We start from the raw sequence: 18,167 nt of genomic DNA, 5'->3' as shown, positions 1-18,167 counted from the left end.
GAACTCTCGCGCCGGTTACCCGACCTACACCCTTAGCAGGGGCGCCTCTTCAGCCAACTTGAGTACATCTCCAAACTGAAATTGAAAACAATATAAACTTATGGCGGAGAGGGAGAGATTCGAACTCTCGGTGCTTGCGCATCACTGGTTTTCAAGACCAGCTCCTTAAACCGCTCGGACACCTCTCCTCATACGCTGAACAACGAAATTATTATAACAGTTTCGGGGGAATTTGTCAATAGTTTTTTTATTTTTCGGTAATTTAGCGGAATTTATATTTTGTGTTCCGGTAAAAAATCATAGGATCGTCTAAGGAAGTATGAGAAACCTCATAATCAATTCCAAATTCTTCAAACAGCTTTCTGTGTGTGGGAAAATCGTTGACCCTGACTATAACCGTTTTTTGGTGCGACTTAATTTCTTCCAGTTTAACCTTAAGCTGATGCGTCACTTCCACGCCTGTTTTTAAAACACACCCCGCAAAAAAAAGACTGTTTAAGGCAATCAAACAGATAGTTACACCACTGAAAACCTTTGTTTTTCGCAAATTGGCTGCTTCGGCTAAAATAAATACAGGAAGGTAGTAGGCATAACTTGCATACCTGGCCCACCAAGATTCCGGGAAAAATAGAAGCAGAAGAAAAATGGCGGCAAAAGCGGCGGCAGTTTCCATGCGTATTTTCTTATTATGGCACAAAGCAACGAAAAAAATTACGAGGCTTAAAAGAAAAATACCGCTGAACAAAACGCCAAACCCGCCGACACGAATATCGGCATTGCTTAAATGAATCCACTCAGAGCTGTGGATTGTAAAAGGGATTTTTAGCTCCGGCGCTTCCTCCGGCAGATTGTTCGTTTTTGAAAACACAGAGGTAAGCAGCTTTTCCACCGCATTTTTATTTTCAAACCCTTTGGGCGGGTTTGTGTTCATAATGTCATAAGCCCCTTCGCCCAAAACGGGATAGACCGGGTTTTGATGGTTCATTATATGCTTTATATACGGATCGAAGCCCAACAGGCAAACGCCTGCAATAAACGCCGCCAAAACCACAGCCACAGGCTTTGCCAAATGTTTTGGTTCCCTGCGGTGTTTCATTGCATACCAAATCCCGAAAATTATCAGTACAATTCCTGCCAGCACCGGCGCGGTGAATTTCACTGTGCAGGAAACGGCAATAACGGCAGCCAGAAGCAGATAGGTGTAATTGCTCGCCTTTTCACTTACGATTTTCATGCTTAAAAGCATGGTAATAATGACAATTGCTCCAACTGCCAGGTCGTTATATGAGGTGAAGAGCTGGCAAATAAAAACAGGGTTCATTGCAAACAGCAACCCAAAAATAACGCTTTTTTGCCTGTTCATTTGATAGACAGTTTTCATCACGTCAACTGCCACAGAGAATACCGGGATGATAAACAGGATATTGACTGCTTTTGCGGTCTCTAAAAGGTTTGTAAGGCTGTAAATCACGGCGGAGAACAGCCACAGACCTTTCGGATAATTGTCCAGCCAGAGGTCCATGTCTGGATAGGAAGCAAAAACGGTGGCGTCAAGGGAGCTTTGGTAAAAGGGGTTCCAGCCCTCTTTTAAATCAATTATCGCTTCTTTATGATAATACATGCCGTCGTAGGACCAGTCGAAAATAAAATTGCAAACCACGCACCAAAGGGCAAGCACGCAAACGTTTAACAAAAATAAACGAAGCAGAACACGGTCGCAGAAAAACAGCACACCGCCCGTGACAATGACTGCTGTGAAAAACGTGTGCGCCCCAACGGGAATATGAAACGCCAATCCTAAAACCGCAGAGGCGATTACCGAAACCAGCAGAAGGAAGCAGGAAAGTGCGTTTTTTTCAAAAATGGTGGTGCTTGAATTTTCGCGCATAGAGCAATCGTTCCTTTTTTACTATAAAATGGCGCCGGAAATGGAACCCAATTTCCGGCGCAGAATTGTTTATTCGTTAAAGAAAACCGGTTTTCCTGTTTTGGAGGACTCATAAATCGCCTCTAAAATCCGTGTAACCACAATGGCCTGTTCCGGCAGAACAACAGGGTCGGTATCTTTGTCAATGGCATCAATCCAAAGCCGTGCTTCCCGGTCTGCGGGAGATTCAGAGCTGCCGTCGTAAAAAGCGACGCCGCCAGCACCCAAAGCAGCTTTTTCTATGTATTGCCGTCCGTATTTTACACCGTTAATCCGAACGCCGTCATACATATCCGCGCCGGCTTTTGTTCCGCAGAGCACGCACTTCGCTTCAATGGGGTCTGCAATGTTTAATGCCCAGCTGGACTCTAAAACAATGGTCGCGCCGTTTTCCATGGTAATAAAACCAAATGCAGAGTCTTCAACCGTATATTTTTCCGGATCCCAGTCGCCCCAGGCGTTGCCTGTGTTTTCTTTTTGGTCGGCAAGCTTTCTGAAAGTTTTGCCCACAACCATTTTTGGTTTATAGTTGTTCATCAGCCAAAGGGTCATATCCAAAGCGTGGGTGCCAATGTCGATTAACGGCCCGCCGCCCTGTTCCTCTTCGTTTAAGAACACGCCCCAAGTAGGAACGGCACGGCGGCGCAGAGCCAGTGCCCTCGCGTAGTAAATGTCGCCTAAAGCGTCTTCTGTGCAGGCGCCTTTTACATACTGTGCTTCCGGCGTCTGTCTGTTCTGATATCCAATGGTCAGCTTTTTGCCTGTTCTTTTTGCGGCGTCAAGCATTTTTTTGGCCTCTTCATAGGTTTTCGCCATAGGCTTTTCGCACATAACGTGTTTGCCGGACTCCAATGCGTCAACGGTAATAAAGCTGTGCTCGCGGTTAGGAGTCAAAACGTGCACAATGTCAATTGACCCGTCTTTTAAAAGTTCTTTATAGTCTGTGTAAACCTTTGCCTCAGGCGTGCCATAGTCTGCCTTTGCTTTTTCCGCGCGTTCTTTCACAATGTCGCAGAACGCAACCATTTCAACGTTGTCCAGTTTTGATAGCGACGGCATATGCTTTCCGTTGGCGATGCCGCCGCAGCCGATAATTCCGATTCTGTAAGTTTTACTCATAATCATTCTCCTTATATAAAAGATTAATATACCATATGGAAATTTTACCATATGCCCAATGGTTTTTCAAGCTTTTTTTCTGCGCCGCCATCAATTTAAATCTTTAACAGCCGGCGGGCGTTACCGCTTTTAATTTGCTTTTTTTCCTCGTCAGACAGGCCCAAACTTTCAATTTGAAACAGCTCCATAGCCGGGGCATGCCACGGGCAGTCGGTGGCAAACAAAATTTTTTCCACGCCGTGCTTTTCTAAAATGGCCTGTTGAATCGGCTTCGGTGTGGTGCCATATCCAAAGGCTGTGTCTATGTAAATTTCGGTGCCGCAAAGATATTGCAGCGTGTCCTGCCCCATGCCCTGGCTGCCCCAGTGGGCCGCCACCACCGGCGTGTCCAGCCACGATAACGCCCGCAAAAGACGCTTTGGCGTAGCGTGGTAGGGAGGCATGTAGCCATAGTCCTCCCCGGCGTGGAACACGCAAATTAGGCCAAGCTCTGATATTTTTTTATAAATCGGCTTCATTTTTTCGTCGTCAACAAAAAAGTTTTGATATTCCGGGTGAAATTTAACGCCTTTAAGCCCCATGCTGTGAATACGCTCCAGTTCATTGAGCGCGTCTTCTGCGTCTGGGTAAACCGAACCGAACGGGACAATTGTTTCGCTTTCAATGGATTTTGCAAAATTGTTTACAGACGTCTGCTGGGTGGCGTTGGTAGCAATGCTCAAAACGACGGAGATGTCCACGCCGTCTTGCTTCATCAGTTTTTTTAATCCCTCCGCCGTGCCGTCGGTATAGGGCATAAGCCCGCTGGTGGCGCTGAGCTTTCCAATTGCCCGCTCCGCAATTTTTTCCGGGAAACAGTGTGTGTGAAAATCGATAACCATTTGTAATTCTCCTAAGTTTAAATTGTGAAATCGACAGCGGCTCTGCCGCTTGAAACCTGACCGATGAACCCGCGCACTTTTTGGTGCTCCGGGTGGATATCGTAGGCTTTCAGTGCGTCGTAGGACGGAAATTTTGTCACCAAAACAGCGTCAAATTCGCCGCCGTTTTCATTAATTCCCACCTGAAGCTCTAAGATGTCCGGAACTATGCCCGGCAGTGCCTCCAGCAGCTCTTTTATTTTTTTGGCGTTTTCAGCCTTTGTATGTTCTAATGCTTCTTCTTTTAACTTCCACATGACAATGTGTTTTACCATGCTGTAAATCTTCCTCTCTAAATTAAATTCCGCGGCCGTCAAAATCGGGAATAAAGCTGGCGTCGGCCGCTTCTCCCTCCTGCACGAAGGCCTGTGTGATGCCAAGGGACATTGCATACTCAATCAGTTTTTCATATTCGGTTTTCGTAACCTTTCGGTTTAATTCCGGAAAGCCGTTAACCCCTTTTGCCGGCGGGGTATATTGGCTCATGATGCTGATAAAAATTTTGTCGCCGAAGGTTTGGTGCAGGTATCGTAATACCTTTTTTGAATCCTTTAAATTTCCGGGCAGCATTAAATGCCGAACGATAACGCCGCGCTTTAACATGCCGGTTTCGTCAAACACGCACTCCGGTTGCTGGCGCACCATTTCAGTTAACGCGCTTTTCGCGGCCTCCGGGTAGTTCGGCGCGTTGGAATAGGCCATAGCCAGCTGCGGGGACATATATTTCAAGTCCGGTAAAAAAATATCAATCAGCCCCTCGGCCCGCTTTAGCATGTCTGCCTTTTCAAAGCCGCCGCAGTTGTAAACAAAGGGAATTCCAAGATGATTTTGTTTGGCTTTTTCCACCGCGTTCAGCACAGCGGGTAAAAAGTGCGTTGCCGTTACCAGATTTATGTTGTGGGCGCCCTGTTCCTTCAGTTCAAAAAAGATTTCACAAAGCCTGCCTGACGAAATATTTTTTCCGGTATTTCCGCGAGAAATTTGGGCGTTTTGACAGTAGACACACCCCAAATTGCAGCCGGAAAAAAATACCGTTCCCGAACCGTTTTTGCCGGAAAGGCAGGGTTCCTCCCAAAGGTGGAGGGAAGCCCGGGCGGCTGTAATTTCAGGGCCGGAACGGCAAGCGCCAAGTTCGCCCAGCAAGCGGTTCACACCGCATTCCCTGGGACAGAGGCGGCAGTTTGATAGCAAAGCGTCCATCACCCAATCGCTTCACGCAGCGCCCTTGCAAGCTGGTCGGGGCACGAAGTACCCTTGCCGCCGCAGTTGATACCCTCTAAAAGCGTGATGATTTCCTCTGCCTTTTTGCCGTTTGCCAGCTTCGACACGCCCTGGAGGTTGCCGTTGCAGCCCCCGGTAAACCGAATGTTTTTCACAACATTATTGTGGTCAATTTCGAATTTAATTTGCATGGAGCAAACGCCTTTTGGTCTGTAAATATATTCCATTTTCATTCTCCTTTCTTTATCTTTTCCCATGCTTTCACCCATTCTTCCGCAATGATTTCGTGACCGGCTGCGGTGGGGTGAATGCAGTCCACCGAATAACGTTCGGCGGGCGCGGATTTTGTCAATGACTCGAAAACGTCGAACAGCGGAACGAACTGTGCGTGATATTTTTTGGCCAAATCCTTGGTTACCTGGCCATTTTCGCGGACGCGGCTGCTCCAAGTGTGAAAATTATCATAAATATCCGTTCCAAAGTTTTCCCACGCATACTTCATTTTCAGCACAAACGGCTCCATTAAAATAAGCTTTGCGTCAGAATTTTTTTCTAACGCCTCATAAATCATACGGTCGTAGAGAAAGCGAAACCGCTCCTTGTCGGAGCCGCGACCCAGCCTTAAAGAAAATCCCACGTCGTTGATTCCTAAAAGAATGCTCAACACATCAAACTCAAAATTCAGCGTGTCCTCCTGCCAGCGTCCGTAAAGGTCGGCGGCACGGTTTCCGCTGACGCCGTGGTTAAAAAAGTTTAAATCATCGTGTTTTGCACTCAGCCTTCCTGCCACCATTGTGGCATAGCCCTGGCCCAGCGCCGTGTTGGGGGCGGTAACGTCCCGGCCCCGGCCTGCGTCGGTTACTGAGTCCCCCTGAAATAAAATATTCATGTTTTTTCAGTCCTTTATTTCAAATTAGTTCACAACCCATTTTTTCGGGACGAACAGCTCGTTGAATTTATAAATGGCGAAATTATCGGTCATGCCTGCAATATAGTCGGTTACGGTTTGCTCTAAACCAAACCGTGAAATATTTTCCCTTGTGTCTTCCGGCAGCTTTTCCGGGTGTTTCATAAAGGTATCGAACAGCATGTAAACCACGTTTTTGGCCTTTTCGTCCTCGCCCTTTGCCACGTTGTTTGTGTAAACCGAAGCAAACATAAAGCTGCGCAGGTTCATCATGGCAGAATAAATTTCGTCCGACATTTTCACAAAGGGTTTTCCCAGGCTGGTATTAATAATGTCGTGAATCATGGTGTCAATCCGGTCACCGTGGGTTCGTCCCAACACGTCGGTGCAGTCCTTTGGAATGGCCTCCGCCTGAATAATGCCGCCGCGCACCGCGTCGTCAATGTCGTGGTTGATGTAGGCAATGCGGTCTGCCAGTTTAATAATTTTCCCCTCCAGGGTTTCGGCCTCGTGGTCGCCTGCGTGGTTTAAAACCCCGTCCCGCACCTCAAACGTTAAATTAAGACCCGTTCCGTTTTCCAAAAAGTCGATTACCCGAAGGCTCTGCTCATAGTGGCGAAAGCCGCCTGCACAAATTTCGTTCAGCACATTTTCACCCGAATGGCCAAAGGGCGTGTGGCCCAAATCGTGGGCTAACGCGGTGGCCTCGGTTAAATCCTCGTTTAAGCGCAGGGCGCGGGCAATGGTGCGGGCGATTTGCGAAACCTCCATGGTGTGGGTTAGCCTGGTGCGGTAGTGGTCGCCTGCCGGCGCCAAAAACACCTGGGTTTTGTGTTTCAGCCGCCGAAAAGATTTTGCGTGAATGATTCGGTCCCTATCCCGCTGAAAATCCGTTCGGATGTCGCACTCAACGATGGGCCTCAGCCTGCCTTTTGAATGTTCAGAAAGCGTAGCAAATGGTGACAGAGTTTCCCGTTCCACTTTTTCTGAAATTGCTCGAATGGTCATAACATCCCGCCTTTTTCAATTATTCCAAACAGTTTGTTGTTATCATGTCTACGCCCATGTCAATCAGCGACTGGGCGGAATTTGCGTCGTCGCAGGTCCAGCAGTTCACTTTAATCCCGCTGTCGTGCAGCTGTTTTACAAGCGCAGGGGACAAAAGGGAATATTTTGCGTCAATGTCAAGCTTAAATTGCATTAAGCTTGCAATCATTTTATCGTCAATTTCGTTGGAGGTTAAAAATTGCGCGGCAGCCGATGGAGCAATTGTTTTTAAATCTACCAGGTTTTCTAAATAAAAGGAAATGAAAATTACGTTTTCAAAATAGCCTGCGGACTGAATTTCCTGCACCATTTCTGCAATTTTTTCGGTTTCAATTCTGTTTTTCAGTTCTAAAACCGCAGTTTTTTCATATTTTTTGCAGATGCCGATATACTCTAAAAGACTGGGCATGCGCAAATCAATCCGCCCGCATTTGCCGTTTGTGTCTTTTAACGGCAGGGTGCGGAGCGTGCTAAAATCTGTTTCCTCAACTACAAGGTCGGATTCTGCAACCCGCCCGGTGGTGTCGTCGTGAATTAGTATAAATTTTCCGTCCTTCGTAATGTGTACGTCCGTTTCAATGCCGAAATAGGTTCTGTTTCCAGCCGCAACAAACGCAGCCAGGGTGTTTTCCGTTTCTAAACAGCTTGCGCCCCTGTGGGCGATAAAAAGAACATTTTTATGGTTTATGCGAACCGTATCCATTTTTTCTCACCTCGCGTTTCATTATACAGCAGAACACCGCTGTTTTCAAGAGTATGAAACAAAAAAACAGCCTGCAAAAATTTTGCAGGCTATTTTACCTAGTCAACCAAAACAGTTAAATTTGCTTTTACATCTTCCGGAATGTGAATTCCCAAAAGGTCTGCTTCCTTCATGTTCACCATGTTGGAATATTCCCGCATAGTTTCAATGGGTGTTTCCGAAATTTTTTGGCCCTTTAAAATTTTGTCCGCCATCTGCGCCACCTGCTGGCCCAGCAGCGTGTAATTAATGCCCACGGTGGCAAAACCGCCGTCTTTCACCATGGAGTCTGCTGCAACATAAACCGGCACGTTTGCCTTGTTTGTCACGTCGATATAGGTGGGCATTGCAGACGCAACCATGTTGTCGATGGGAGTGAACATTGCGTCTACATCATTTGCCAAAGAGCTTGCGGCCTGCTGAATGTCCGCTGTGGTAGAAACGGTTGCTTCCTTATACGCAATGTTGTTGTCGTCGCAGAATTTTTTTGCCTTGTCAACTGCCGTTACCGAATTAATTTCGCTGGAGTTATAGAAAAATCCGAAGGTTTTCACGTCCGGTGTAAGCGTCTGCGCCAGCTTGAAAATATCCTCAACGGGAATTTCGTCAGATACGCCTGTGACGTTCTTGTCCGGCGCCTCCAGCGAGGTGGTAAGTCCTGCTTCAATTGGCGCGCTGACTGCCGCAAACACAATGGGAATGGCAGAGGTTGCAGCAGATGCCGCCTGTGCCGTTGGCGTTGCAATTGGAATAATCATATCTACGCCTGCCCCGGTTAAGCTCTGCATGATAGACGGCAGGGTGGAAGTTTCGCCGTTGGCGTTTTTCTCAATGAACTCCACATTGGTTCCCAATTTTTCAAACTCAGCCTTAATGGAGTCGTTAATTTCGTTCAACGAGGGGTGGTCAACCAGCTTTACCAGGCCGATTTTAACCTTCTTTTCCCCAGACTGGGACTGCGCTGTGCCGCCGCTGTTGCCGCAGCCTGCAAAGGCCGCTAAAAGAACGGCAGACAGTAAAAGCGCCAAAAGTTTTTTCGCGTTTTTCATGTTTTTACCTCCAAAAATTTTTGATGATGATAAAACCTGCAAAAACAGGCAAAAATATATATACATGATAGTACCATAACAAAATGTATGTTGTCAACTAAAAAGGCGGAATCATCTGCCATAAAAGCAGAAAACGAGATGAAATTTTGATAATTGTATTCGAAATATAAATAAACCGTTAAATTTTTAGAATACTTTGACAGAGGAATGGATTTATGGTATACTAAATGTTGGATTTTTAGCTGGTGACTTAATTTGATTGAGGTGAAATATTTTGAAGAAACTGATTGAAAAAATTGTTGGCTCATACAGCGACAGGGAGCTGAAGCGGATTCGTCCTATTGCCGACAAGGTGATGGCCTTGGAAGATGAATTCAGCGCGCTGTCCGACGAGGAGTTAAAGGGAAAAACCGCCCTGTTCCGTGAGCGCATTGATAAAGGCGAATCGTTAGACGACCTGCTGCCGGAAGCGTTTGCAACCGTGCGGGAGGCGTCTTACCGTGTTTTGGGTATGAAGCATTTCTATGTTCAGGTTTTGGGCGGAATTATTCTGCACCAGGGCCGAATTGCCGAGATGAAAACAGGTGAAGGTAAAACCTTAGTTTCCACGCTGCCGGCCTATTTAAACGCCCTGCCGGGCAAGGGCGTGCATATTGTTACGGTGAACGACTACTTAGCAAAGCGCGACAGCGAGTGGATGGGCAAGGTGTTCAAATTTCTGGGACTTACCGTTGGTCTGATTATTCACGACGTGGAACCTCAGAACAGAAAGGCCGCCTATGAGGCGGACATCACCTACGGCACAAACAACGAGTTTGGATTCGACTATCTGCGGGACAACATGGTGATTTATAAAGAGCAGATGGTGCAGCGGGGCCAGAACTTTGCCATTGTGGACGAGGTGGACTCGATTTTAATCGACGAAGCGAGAACGCCGCTGATTATTTCCGGCGCGGGGGACAAATCTACCGAGCTTTACCAGATTGTGGATCGGTTTGTAAAAACCTTAAAGGCCCACAGGGTGGCTGAATCCGACACAAAAGAGTTAGATGACGATATTGATGCAGATTATTTAATTGATGAAAAGGCGAAAACAGCCACGCTGTTGAAAGCGGGTATTGAAAAGGCGGAGCATGCATTTAACTTAGAAAACCTTTCAGACCCGGAGAATATGACGCTTTCCCACCATATTAACCAGGCATTGAAGGCGAACGGCACCATGGCCCGCGACCGGGACTATGTGGTGAAAGACGGACAGGTTATCATTGTGGACGAATTCACGGGACGTATGATGTTTGGCCGCCGCTACAGCGACGGATTGCACCAGGCAATTGAAGCAAAAGAAAACGTAAAGGTGGAGCGCGAAAGCAAAACCCTCGCTACCATTACGTTCCAGAACTATTTCAGGCTCTACACCAAGCTTTCCGGTATGACCGGTACGGCGCAGACGGAGGAGTCGGAATTCCAGGAAATTTATAAGCTGGATGTTATTGTTGTTCCCACAAACAAGCCGCTTGCCAGAAAGGACTTATCTGACGCGGTTTATAAAACGGAAAACGGCAAGTTTGGTGCCGTTGTGGAGCAGGTGAAAGCGTGCCACGAAAAGGGACAGCCGGTGCTGGTGGGCACGGTTACCATTGAAAAGTCGGAGCTTTTGTCCGGCATGCTAAAGCGAAACGGCATTAAACACGAGGTGTTAAACGCCAAGTTCCACGAAAAAGAAGCGGAGATTATTGCCCAGGCCGGTAAACTCGGCGCGGTTACCATTGCAACCAACATGGCCGGCCGTGGTACCGACATTATGCTGGGCGGCAACGCGGAGTTTATGGCGAAGCATGAAATGAAGCGCCGCGAATACTCCGACGAAATGATTTTAGAAGCAACAGGATTTGGTGAAACTGACAACGAGGAAATTTTAGAGGCGAGAAAGACCTTTTCTGAGCTGATGGACAAATATAAGGCGGAAATCGCGCCGGAAGCAGAAAAGGTGAAAGAGGCAGGCGGCCTGTTTATCATCGGTACCGAGCGGCATGAGTCCAGACGTATCGACAACCAGCTGCGCGGCCGTGCCGGCCGTCAGGGCGATCCGGGTTCTTCTAAATTCTATATCTCTTTAGAGGACGATTTAATGCGCCTGTTCGGTTCCGACCGTGTAAAGGGCGTTGTGGAAACCTTAGGCCTTGATGAAAATGAAGCAATTGAAAATAAAATGCTTACCAATGCCATTGAAACGTCGCAGAAGCGCGTTGAAGGCAGGAACTTTGACATCAGAAAACACGTTTTGCAGTATGACGACGTGATGAACCAGCAGAGGGAAATTATTTATTCCCAGCGCCAGAAAGTGTTAAACGGCGACAGCATTAAGGACAATATCTTTAAGATGATTGACGACTTCACTGATGAAGTAATTCTTCGCTACACTGGCGAGGACGAAGACCCCGAGGGCTGGAACATTACGGGCTTAATTGAATATTTGGAAAGCGTATATCTGCCGAAGGACGCGCTTCTGCTTTCGGAAGATGAGATTGCGGACCTGACAAAAGCTGGCTTAAAAGACTTGCTTTTAGAAACCGCTAAATCGTATTATGAGCAGCGCGAAGAAGAGTTTGGCAGCGAAACGATGCGCGAAATTGAACGCGTGGCGCTTCTTCGCGTGGTAGACAGCAAGTGGATTGACCACATCGACGCCATGGAACAGCTGAAAAACGGCATTTCGCTTAGGGCTTACGGACAGCATGACCCGGTTGTGGAATACAAATTTGAAGGCTTCGATATGTTCGAGGAAATGATTGCGGCAATCCGCGAGGATACCTTAAAGCTCATTTACCACGCCCGCATTGAAAAGCCGGTAGAGCGTGTTCAGGTGGCAAAGCCCATTGAGCCTGCCGGGGACGGAACAGCGGCGCCGGCGCAGAGAAAGGCAAAAGAAAAAGTGGGAAGAAACGACCCCTGCCCCTGCGGAAGCGGCAAAAAATATAAAAAATGCTGCGGCGCTAATTTAGAGTAATTGTTTGGTTTATTTTACTACGAGAGGACTGAAATGTATGACAGTTGAGTTCGACCAATACCGGTTGGATTTGGAATCAATGGAAAACGATATTACAGAGATGGGGGATTCACTTTGAAATCCCCAAAGTGAAATTAAAAATTGAGGAACTGGAAGCGGTGTCTGCGAAAGACGGATTTTGGGAGGATTTGGAAAACTCCCAGAAAGTGCTTCAAGAAATAAAACAATTAAAGGACAAAGTAGCTGGTTTTGAGGGATTAAAAAGCGAGTGGGAGGATATGTCCACCTTAGTGGAGCTTGCCATTGACGAAGACGATGAATCGCTGCTTTCGGAAATTGAAGCGGGATATAAAAAACTGGAAACCGATTTGGAAAACATGCGGCTGGAAACGCTGCTATCCGGAAAATATGACGCAAACAACGCAATCATCTCTATTCACCCGGGCGCGGGCGGCACTGAGGCGCAGGACTGGGCCTCCATGCTGCTGAGAATGTATCAGCGCTGGGGCGAACGCAGAGGTTTTTCGGTTGAAACACTGGATTTTCTGGCCGGCGATGAGGCAGGTGTGAAAAGCGTTACCATTCAGCTTTCCGGCCCCAACGCCTATGGATATGCCAAGTGCGAGAAAGGCGTGCACCGGCTGGTGCGCATTTCTCCTTTCGACGCTTCCGGCAGGCGGCACACATCTTTTGCGTCGGTGGATGTTATGCCGGAAATTAACGACGACATTGAGGTAAACATTAATCCTGAAGACATTCGTGTGGACACGTTCCGGGCCAGCGGTGCCGGCGGCCAGCACATTAACAAAACGGATTCTGCAATTCGCATGACCCACATTCCTACTGGGGTAGTAGTGTCGTGCCAGAACGAGCGTTCTCAGCATCAAAACCGGGAAACCGCAATGAAAATGCTGAAAGCGAAACTGGTGGAAATGGCCGAACGTGAGCAAATGGAGAAAATTGAAGACTTAAAGGGCGACATGAAAGACATTGCCTGGGGCAGCCAGATCCGCTCTTATGTGTTCCATCCCTATAACATGGTGAAAGACCACAGAACAAATTTTGAGGTGGGCAATATTGGCGCTGTGATGGACGGCGATTTAGACGGATTTATCAACGCTTATTTAAAGGCGGCGAACACGGGCAGCTTAAACTTAAAATAATAAAATAAAAAGAAACAGTTTTTAGCTGTTTCTTTTTATAATTTTATTTACAATAGTTTTCAATGTAGCTTATGAGCGCCTTATCAATAATGGAAACTGCGTCGGCGGCTCCTTTCATTTCGCTGACGGCTGTCTGCTTGCCCTCAAGCTCCTTATACACCGTAAAAAAGTGCGTCATTTCGTTAAAGATATGGGCTGGAATTTGGGAAATGTCCGTATAGGTATTATAGTTTGGGTCGTTAAAGGGAATGGCGATAATTTTTTCATCGGCGTAACCGTTATCAATCATAGATATTACGCCAATGGGATAGCAGTTTACCATGGTTAAGGGGTGAATGCTTTCGGAACAGAGCACCAAAACGTCTAAGGGGTCTAAGTCGTCTGCATAGGTGCGGGGGATAAAGCCATAATTTGCGGGATAGTGGGTTGAGGTGTATAAAATTCTGTCCAGCTTTAATATTCCTGTTTCCTTGTCCAACTCATATTTGTTTTTGCTGCCCTTGGAAATTTCAATAATAGCAACAAAATTGTCTTTTGAAATCCGTTTTGGGTTAATGTCGTGCCAAATATTCATAATCGTTCTCCTTTTTGTGAAACTCTGCACATTTATTTTTACCTTTACGGCTATTCATATGCGCGGTTCATTTTAAATTAAAACATTTATTCTGGGGTGAAATCAGTGCTTCATCTTTATTGTTGTGATGTTTCAAAGCTAACAGACGAAGAATTTTTAAGAATGTATCAGCTATCGGATAAACAGCGGCAGGAAAAAGCAGACAGACTCAAGCATTTGCCTTCAAAAAAATTGTCGTTAGCAGCCGGAATGCTGGCGCGCGTTTCCATTGCACAAAAATTAAACCTGCGGCCGGAGGATATTTCTTTTCGAAACCACAAAGGCGGAAAGCCCTATGCGGAAGGGTTGGACATTCATTTTAGTTTGAGCCATTCGGGGAATTTAGCGGTATGCGCCATATCCGACAAGCCTGTGGGCATTGACGTGGAGCAGAACAAAAAGGCCAATTTCAATGTGGCCAGACGGTGTTTTACAAAAGCAGAACTGCAATATGTTTTATCGAGAAAAGAAAAGAGCCAACAGCGCTTTTTTGAGGTTTGGACAAAAAAAGAAGCTTATGTGAAGCTGCTGGGCACGGGAATTCAAGATTTTTTGAAATTTAATGTTGTGGGAAACAAAACAATTGACACCATTTTCTATCAGAATTACACGGTATCCGTGGCAAGAAAATAGGGGCGCTTAAAGCGCCCCTGTTTTTCGTTGTCTTAGTCGCGGCAGCAGTGCCCGTGGTCATGGTCGCGGTCGTCAAAATCGCAGTCTTCTCTTTCAGGAGGGAAGAATTCGTCAAAGGGGAAGCAGATTTTGTCAAACAAATCGCAAGGACTGTCGTCGCAGGATGTTGTGCATTCCTTCTGCGGTACGCAGAAGTCAATAGCCGGGATTAAAAGCTGTACGCTCCGTTCAATCTTAACGATTGAGAACAGGCCGATAGAAACAAACACGCGCTTTTTCTCACCGCTTAACACGAGCCTGTCATCAAATACGTTGCAGATACATTCCGGAATTGTAGTAAAGTCAATGTCGTCTGTGCAGCAGCAAATTTTGTCGTCCAAATCCACTACCTTGGCGGACAGGCACAGCGGGTCAACTACCTCTACAACTGCTTTCGGCATGTTTGTCTTCTGCCAGAGCTGTTCGTCAAAGCTGTCGTAGCTGTAGCGGGACTCAAATATTTTTGCCGCGCCCTCCGAACCGAACAAAATTACTTTTTTGTCAAAGGTGGCCAGGCCTTCAACCGTTGTGGGTTTTCCAACGCCTAAGAATACATCAAGAGTAATTTTGAAGAAGAACTTAATGTCAACTGTAAAATAGCCCTTGTTGAACGGGATGGGTTCCACGTCGGGGAACGCCCAAATAATTTCTGCCTTTCTGCATTTTACGTTTACAGCCTTGTCGATCAGTTCCTGGCCGCAGGCGGTCAGAAACACGCGGGCGTCTTCAATGCAGTCTTTGTCCTTGCATGAATCATAAACTTTATCTGTATGTATACAAACCGAACCTTTAAATTCCTCGCAGGGTGAACTGGGCGAGGGATAACGTTTTTCTCCCATAATGAACCTCCATAAATATTATTTGAGAATTTATCTCTACAATATAATATGAAAGCCTTTGCGGTTTGTGACCGGCCCTGCATGTACATCTTTCATTCTTATTCAATTTCAATTTTCGTTGAATACTGCTGCGGCAATCATTGCCAAATAGTTCTGAAAGGGAATGTAGGACGCAATGGAGTTGCCTGAACCCAAAGCATAACCTGTTTTCGCCAATTCTAACATTTTTGCGCTGCGGTTATAAATTTCTTCCGGGGTGCCTCTGGTTAAAAAGTCCACATCAATACCGCCGAGGATTGCAAATTTGTCTTTGTATTTTTTATATGCTTCCTCAACGGGAAGAATGTTGTCTTCATAAGAATGTCTGCCGTCATACTTCATGTCATAGGCAATGTCGTCCACAACGGCGTCGAATTTACCGCAGGAATGCAGGCAGATGGACTTGTTGTAAGAATGAGCAAGTTCGGCAATTTTTTTGTGCCACGGGAAAACATATTTTCTCATTTGGTCTACAGAAAGCATGGTCTGGGTGTTAAAGCCCCAGTCATCATTGGACATTAAAATACCTACGCAGTCGTGCTTGGCGCAGATGTCGTAATAGGTTAAAAGCCGCTCTGAAACTTCTTTAAAAATCTGTTCCACAAGCTCGGGGTCTTCATACAGCATGTAGCAAAGGTTTTCATAACCAACAAGGCGGATTACGTTTTCCAAAATTCCGCCGGGGCCGTATATAATTAATTTCATGCCCTCGGGTAGATAATTGCTCAGCATTTCAATGCGGGAATAATCAAAATCTTCGGGGTTTGCCCATTCATAGTTCTCAAAACTTTCGCGGTCGGTTATGACAAATCCTTGATTTAACGAAATGGTGCTTTTGCCGGCTTCGTGTTTAGTGGCGCTTTTAAACGAAAAATAGCTTCCATGCATGCAGGCATAGTCATATCCGCAGAAATAATAGGTGTCGGCAAGCTTTTTGCACGAAATTTCTTCCTCTGTTCCCTCATACGTTTTGTGCTTTGTAAAAGCTTCTACCAAATCGCCGTTTAAAATGAATTCAAACAGGGTAGGACGGTTCGGAGCTTCTTTTTTTAATACTTTCAAAATGTTGTCAAAATCGGGCTTGTGCGATTTTTCGAGAAAACTGTTGATGTCAATAAATTTATGATCAAATTTTTTCATAAAACTATTGCTCCTTTTTTAAATTTATATTATTATTATATAATATAGAAACAGAAATTCATATCATTTTTTGTTAAAATACTTTCAAAAATTATCATTTAAGGGGTCTTTGTTTTGCATTTTGAATTTGTTGATATGGATAACGTTAAGATAAGAAGCATGTATTCGGGTCTTAACAATAAAAAGCTTGAAGTCGTGCCGCATTGGCACAGTGAGATTGAAATACTCTTGTTTCAGAAGGGCCATTGCATTCAGCAAATTGACGATAAATATGTCATTACCTTTCCGGGCGATATTGTTGTGATTTCAAAAAATCAGCTTCATTCCACCTATTCCTATCAGGAAGAACCGTGTCAGGTTCTGGTGATTATGGCAGACTCCGGCTTTATTTTTAACAATGAAACGATTGCGTTTCAAAATCCCATTAATGACAAAAATCCAAAATACACGGATATGAGAAACTGTATTGAGGAGATTCATAGAGAACTTACACAAAAAGATAAGGCATATGAGTATAAAGCGATTTCCAGCCTTTATAATTTCTTTTCCATGCTGCTGAGGTTTTCCGATTATGTATCTGAAACAACACGGTATAACGACTTATATAAAAATGTGTTAAAAAACACGTTCGGGCTTGTGCAGAACAGTTATTCAACAGAAATTACCCTTGAAGATGCGGCCCGGGCATCGAATTTGAGCGTGCCGCATTTTTGCAGGTTGTTTAAACAAATGACGGGAATGACCTTTAAAAATTATTTGCAGTTTTTTCGGATTAATATGGCAGAAAAAATGCTGCGCCTGCCGAAAACTGTTACAGAAATAGCATATGAATGCGGATTTAACAGTCTTACCTCGTTTTATAGAAATTTCAAAAAATTTAAAAACTATATGCCTTCAGAAAAAAGGAACTCTTATTAAAATGATATAAAATGAAAGCCCTGTTTTTCTCATTTGCATGTTGGCGAACTTATTCCGTTTGGACTGGCAAAAAGGGCGGAAGCAAAACATATACTTTCAACATATTTAAATGAATGAGGTAGATGATATGTTTTCTTCTTGTTTTTTTGCACTGCTTTATTTTTTAAGATATGGCCTGTTTCTAATATCTTATGTTTCGGGACAGAATAACTTTCCAAAACCGCTATCCGCCAGCGAGGAAAAACGTTATTTAGAGCTTGCGGCAAAAGGCGACAAAGGCGCCAAAGACGTTTTAGTGGAACGAAATCTGCGGCTGGTGGCCCACATTGCGAAAAAATATAACCAGGTGTCGGGCTGCGACGACGACGATTTAATTTCCATCGGCACTATTGGGCTCATTAAGGCAATTGCTTCGTTTGATTATACAAAACAGGCTAGGCTTGCAACTTATGCTGCAAGATGTATTGAAAATGAAATCTTAATGACGGTGCGGGCCGGGAAAAAGCTGAAGCAGGAAATCTCGCTGAATGAATGTTTGGGCCACGACACAGACGGCAACGAAGTGACGTTTATGGACATTTTACCCTCTGACGACGAAGAAATTGCAGACCGTGTCGGCACCGATCTTGACATTAGAAAGCTGTGCGCTTACATGGATAAATGCCTTACGCCCCGGGAACAGGAAATTATTATTAAGCGGTATGGACTGGGGGAACGGGCATATACCCAGCAGGAGATTGCGAGAAAGATGAAAATATCCAGGTCTTATGTGTCCAGAATTGAAAAAAAGGCGCTGGGAGCTTTGGCAAAATGTTTTGACGAATGTAAATGAAAGGAAGTTGAT

18 protein-coding genes and 1 tRNA gene are annotated in these 18,167 nt (G+C 45.5%); 5 read left to right on the top strand and 14 right to left on the bottom strand.

What is annotated here, in order from left to right:
• Positions 1 to 101 precede the first annotated feature (101 nt).
• The 11 genes from WIG73_RS05255 to WIG73_RS05205 form a co-directional block, all read right to left on the bottom strand.
• Positions 102 to 188 (bottom strand) — tRNA-Ser (locus WIG73_RS05255).
• Positions 189 to 262: 74 nt separating this feature from the next.
• Positions 263 to 1,888: a hypothetical protein gene (locus WIG73_RS05250; RefSeq protein WP_337399574.1), complete on the bottom strand. Its 1,626-nt coding sequence runs from the start codon at positions 1,886 to 1,888 to the stop codon at positions 263 to 265.
• Positions 1,889 to 1,957: 69 nt separating this feature from the next.
• A complete protein-coding gene (locus tag WIG73_RS05245) occupies positions 1,958 to 3,046 on the bottom strand; it encodes a Gfo/Idh/MocA family oxidoreductase (protein WP_337399573.1) in 1,089 nt (362 codons plus the stop codon).
• A gap of 95 nt (positions 3,047 to 3,141) precedes the next feature.
• Entirely contained in the window at positions 3,142 to 3,927 is a 786-nt protein-coding gene (locus WIG73_RS05240) for an amidohydrolase family protein (RefSeq protein ID WP_337399572.1), read from the bottom strand.
• Positions 3,928 to 3,944: 17 nt separating this feature from the next.
• The gene (locus WIG73_RS05235; protein ID WP_337399571.1) at positions 3,945 to 4,241 is read right to left on the bottom strand and encodes a Dabb family protein; all 297 of its coding nucleotides are present in this window, start codon (positions 4,239 to 4,241) and stop codon (positions 3,945 to 3,947) included.
• A gap of 22 nt (positions 4,242 to 4,263) precedes the next feature.
• Complete coding sequence (locus WIG73_RS05230; RefSeq protein ID WP_337399576.1) at positions 4,264 to 5,166, bottom strand: radical SAM protein; 903 nt, start codon at positions 5,164 to 5,166, stop codon at positions 4,264 to 4,266.
• Positions 5,166 to 5,414, bottom strand: coding sequence for a TIGR03905 family TSCPD domain-containing protein (locus WIG73_RS05225; RefSeq protein WP_177680391.1), 249 nt, complete (start codon positions 5,412 to 5,414; stop codon positions 5,166 to 5,168). Before WIG73_RS05225 ends, WIG73_RS05230 begins: the two co-directional genes overlap by 1 nt.
• Before the next feature lie 2 nt (positions 5,415 to 5,416).
• Positions 5,417 to 6,076 carry an SGNH/GDSL hydrolase family protein gene (locus tag WIG73_RS05220; protein WP_337399570.1) on the bottom strand — a complete coding sequence of 220 codons (660 nt, stop codon included), beginning with the start codon at positions 6,074 to 6,076 and terminating at the stop codon, positions 5,417 to 5,419.
• Positions 6,077 to 6,100: 24 nt separating this feature from the next.
• Positions 6,101 to 7,102 (bottom strand): deoxyguanosinetriphosphate triphosphohydrolase, encoded by a 1,002-nt coding sequence (locus WIG73_RS05215; protein WP_177680389.1) that lies wholly within the window; start codon positions 7,100 to 7,102, stop codon positions 6,101 to 6,103.
• Positions 7,103 to 7,121: 19 nt separating this feature from the next.
• Complete coding sequence (locus tag WIG73_RS05210; protein ID WP_337399569.1) at positions 7,122 to 7,844, bottom strand: glycerophosphodiester phosphodiesterase family protein; 723 nt, start codon at positions 7,842 to 7,844, stop codon at positions 7,122 to 7,124.
• Positions 7,845 to 7,942: 98 nt separating this feature from the next.
• Complete coding sequence (locus WIG73_RS05205; RefSeq protein WP_337399568.1) at positions 7,943 to 8,932, bottom strand: ABC transporter substrate-binding protein; 990 nt, start codon at positions 8,930 to 8,932, stop codon at positions 7,943 to 7,945.
• Between the two features lie 274 nt (positions 8,933 to 9,206).
• Between WIG73_RS05205 and secA the strand changes: the two genes are divergently transcribed.
• Together secA and prfB are read left to right on the top strand one after the other, a co-directional pair.
• Positions 9,207 to 11,939, top strand: coding sequence for a preprotein translocase subunit SecA (gene secA, locus WIG73_RS05200; RefSeq protein WP_337399567.1), 2,733 nt, complete (start codon positions 9,207 to 9,209; stop codon positions 11,937 to 11,939).
• A 37-nt stretch (positions 11,940 to 11,976) separates the two neighbouring features.
• Positions 11,977 to 13,102 (top strand): peptide chain release factor 2 gene (gene prfB, locus WIG73_RS05195; RefSeq protein ID WP_337399566.1). Its coding sequence is split into 2 segments (ribosomal slippage): positions 11,977 to 12,054 and positions 12,056 to 13,102, totalling 1,125 coding nucleotides; the frame shifts between segments, so codons are not numbered across the junction.
• Between the two features lie 43 nt (positions 13,103 to 13,145).
• Here the strand turns inward: prfB and WIG73_RS05190 are convergent.
• Positions 13,146 to 13,676, bottom strand: coding sequence for an inorganic diphosphatase (locus tag WIG73_RS05190; RefSeq protein WP_177680384.1), 531 nt, complete (start codon positions 13,674 to 13,676; stop codon positions 13,146 to 13,148).
• Between the two features lie 105 nt (positions 13,677 to 13,781).
• Here WIG73_RS05190 and WIG73_RS05185 point away from each other — a divergent pair, with 105 nt between their 5' ends.
• Positions 13,782 to 14,348 (top strand): 4'-phosphopantetheinyl transferase superfamily protein, encoded by a 567-nt coding sequence (locus WIG73_RS05185; protein ID WP_249311435.1) that lies wholly within the window; start codon positions 13,782 to 13,784, stop codon positions 14,346 to 14,348.
• Between the two features lie 32 nt (positions 14,349 to 14,380).
• Here the strand turns inward: WIG73_RS05185 and WIG73_RS05180 are convergent, their stop codons facing one another.
• The gene (locus WIG73_RS05180) at positions 14,381 to 15,226 is read right to left on the bottom strand and encodes a hypothetical protein (RefSeq protein ID WP_177680382.1); all 846 of its coding nucleotides are present in this window, start codon (positions 15,224 to 15,226) and stop codon (positions 14,381 to 14,383) included.
• Positions 15,227 to 15,334: 108 nt separating this feature from the next.
• Positions 15,335 to 16,405: a uroporphyrinogen decarboxylase family protein gene (locus WIG73_RS05175; RefSeq protein ID WP_337399565.1), complete on the bottom strand. Its 1,071-nt coding sequence runs from the start codon at positions 16,403 to 16,405 to the stop codon at positions 15,335 to 15,337.
• Positions 16,406 to 16,519: 114 nt separating this feature from the next.
• Between WIG73_RS05175 and WIG73_RS05170 the strand changes: the two genes are divergently transcribed.
• Positions 16,520 to 17,323: an AraC family transcriptional regulator gene (locus tag WIG73_RS05170; RefSeq protein ID WP_337399564.1), complete on the top strand. Its 804-nt coding sequence runs from the start codon at positions 16,520 to 16,522 to the stop codon at positions 17,321 to 17,323.
• Between the two features lie 127 nt (positions 17,324 to 17,450).
• Positions 17,451 to 18,155 (top strand): RNA polymerase sporulation sigma factor SigK, encoded by a 705-nt coding sequence (gene sigK, locus WIG73_RS05165; protein WP_337399563.1) that lies wholly within the window; start codon positions 17,451 to 17,453, stop codon positions 18,153 to 18,155.
• The last annotated feature ends 12 nt before the right edge of the window (positions 18,156 to 18,167 follow it).

The sequence above is a fragment of the Congzhengia sp. genome, from assembly GCF_037235575.1.
Classification (GTDB): Bacteria; Bacillota; Clostridia; order UBA1381; family UBA9506; genus Congzhengia; species Congzhengia minquanensis.
This window is presented reverse-complemented; position numbering and strand designations above follow the sequence as displayed.

Bases quoted from the DNA above. Each gene is read 5' to 3' on its own strand.
- WIG73_RS05245 (WP_337399573.1), bottom strand. From the start codon at position 3,046: ATGAGTAAAACTTACAGAATCGGAATTATCGGCTGCGGCGGCATCGCC.
- WIG73_RS05220 (WP_337399570.1), bottom strand. From the start codon at position 6,076: ATGAATATTTTATTTCAGGGGGACTCAGTAACCGACGCAGGCCGGGGC.
- WIG73_RS05225 (WP_177680391.1), bottom strand. From the start codon at position 5,414: ATGGAATATATTTACAGACCAAAAGGCGTTTGCTCCATGCAAATTAAA.
- WIG73_RS05230 (WP_337399576.1), bottom strand. From the start codon at position 5,166: ATGGACGCTTTGCTATCAAACTGCCGCCTCTGTCCCAGGGAATGCGGT.
- WIG73_RS05235 (WP_337399571.1), bottom strand. From the start codon at position 4,241: ATGGTAAAACACATTGTCATGTGGAAGTTAAAAGAAGAAGCATTAGAA.
- WIG73_RS05180 (WP_177680382.1), bottom strand. From the start codon at position 15,226: ATGGGAGAAAAACGTTATCCCTCGCCCAGTTCACCCTGCGAGGAATTT.
- WIG73_RS05205 (WP_337399568.1), bottom strand. From the start codon at position 8,932: ATGAAAAACGCGAAAAAACTTTTGGCGCTTTTACTGTCTGCCGTTCTT.
- sigK (WP_337399563.1), top strand. From the start codon at position 17,451: ATGTTTTCTTCTTGTTTTTTTGCACTGCTTTATTTTTTAAGATATGGC.
- WIG73_RS05215 (WP_177680389.1), bottom strand. From the start codon at position 7,102: ATGACCATTCGAGCAATTTCAGAAAAAGTGGAACGGGAAACTCTGTCA.
- WIG73_RS05210 (WP_337399569.1), bottom strand. From the start codon at position 7,844: ATGGATACGGTTCGCATAAACCATAAAAATGTTCTTTTTATCGCCCAC.
- WIG73_RS05250 (WP_337399574.1), bottom strand. From the start codon at position 1,888: ATGCGCGAAAATTCAAGCACCACCATTTTTGAAAAAAACGCACTTTCC.
- WIG73_RS05190 (WP_177680384.1), bottom strand. From the start codon at position 13,676: ATGAATATTTGGCACGACATTAACCCAAAACGGATTTCAAAAGACAAT.
- WIG73_RS05240 (WP_337399572.1), bottom strand. From the start codon at position 3,927: ATGGTTATCGATTTTCACACACACTGTTTCCCGGAAAAAATTGCGGAG.
- WIG73_RS05175 (WP_337399565.1), bottom strand. From the start codon at position 16,405: ATGAAAAAATTTGATCATAAATTTATTGACATCAACAGTTTTCTCGAA.